Source organism: Agathobacter sp. LCP21S3_B2, from assembly GCF_052118705.1.
Classification (GTDB): domain Bacteria; phylum Bacillota; class Clostridia; order Lachnospirales; family Lachnospiraceae; genus Roseburia.
Map to the genome: position 1 here is coordinate 1 of NZ_JBQKGQ010000043.1, position 1409 is coordinate 1409.

At 52.7% G+C, this 1409-nt stretch carries 1 rRNA gene; it reads left to right on the forward strand.

Annotated features, from left to right (window positions below):
• Nucleotides 1-1400: ribosomal RNA gene (locus ACTQ1L_RS15175) — 23S ribosomal RNA — on the forward strand; the annotation flags it as partial.
• Between the last annotated feature and the right edge of the window lie 9 nt (nucleotides 1401-1409).

A 1409-nucleotide genomic window follows, 5' to 3' on the forward strand; every position in this document is an offset into this window, starting at 1 on the left:
ACCGGTACAAGCGAGGTAGGTGTACGATAGGCAAATCCGTCGTATAATCCGAAGACGTGATGTGGAGCGAAATAAAGTAGTGAAGCGTGTGAGCCATGTGCCGAGAAAAGCTGCTATTGTGTAATGCGTGCCCGTACCGTAAACCGACACAGGTGGATGAGGAGAGAATCCTAAGGCCGGCGGAAGAAGCATTGTTAAGGAATTCGGCAAAATGACCCCGTAACTTCGGGAGAAGGGGTGCCTGCGAGAGCAGGCCGCAGAGAATAGGCTCAAGCAACTGTTTAGCAAAAACACAGGTCTATGCGAAACCGAAAGGTGAAGTATATGGGCTGACGCCTGCCCGGTGCTGGAAGGTTAAGAGGAGAGGTTAGCTTCGGCGAAGCTTTGAATTTAAGCCCCAGTAAACGGCGGCCGTAACTATAACGGTCCTAAGGTAGCGAAATTCCTTGTCGGGTAAGTTCCGACCCGCACGAAAGGCGTAATGATTTGAGCACTGTCTCGACAATGCATCCGGTGAAATTGAAGTACCAGTGAAGATGCTGGTTACCCGCGCCAGGACGGAAAGACCCCATGGAGCTTTACTCCAGTTTGATACTGGGATTCGGTACTGCATGTACAGGATAGGTGGGAGACGAAGAAGGATGGACGCCAGTCTGTCCGGAGTCGCTGTTGGGATACCACCCCTGTAGTACTGGGTTTCTAACCAGTTGCCATGAACTGGCAATGGGACAATGTCAGGCGGGGAGTTTGACTGGGGCGGTCGCCTCCGAAAGGGTATCGGAGGCGCTCAAAGGTTCCCTCAGAATGGTTGGAAACCATTTGAAGAGTGCAAAGGCAGAAGGGAGCTTGACTGCGACACCGACGGGTGGAGCAGGTACGAAAGTAGGACTTAGTGATCCGGTGGTATAAAGTGGGATTGCCATCGCTCAACGGATAAAAGCTACCCTGGGGATAACAGGCTTATCACTCCCAAGAGTTCACATCGACGGAGTGGTTTGGCACCTCGATGTCGGCTCATCGCATCCTGGGGCTGTAGCAGGTCCCAAGGGTTGGGCTGTTCGCCCATTAAAGCGGTACGCGAGCTGGGTTCAGAACGTCGTGAGACAGTTCGGTCCCTATCCGGCGCGGGCGGAGGATATTTGAGAGGAGCTGTCCTTAGTACGAGAGGACCGGGATGGACGGACCACTGGTGTATCTGTTGTCGACCAACGGCATGGCAGAGTAGCCAAGTCTGGAAGGGATAAACGCTGAAGGCATCTAAGCGTGAAGCCCCCCTCAAGATGAGATATCCCTCCTATAAGGAGTAAGACCCCTTGAAGACTACAAGGTAGATAGGGCAGAGGTGGAAGCATGGCAACATGTGGAGCTGACTGTTACTAATAGGTCGAGGGCTTAATCTGGTTAATAAC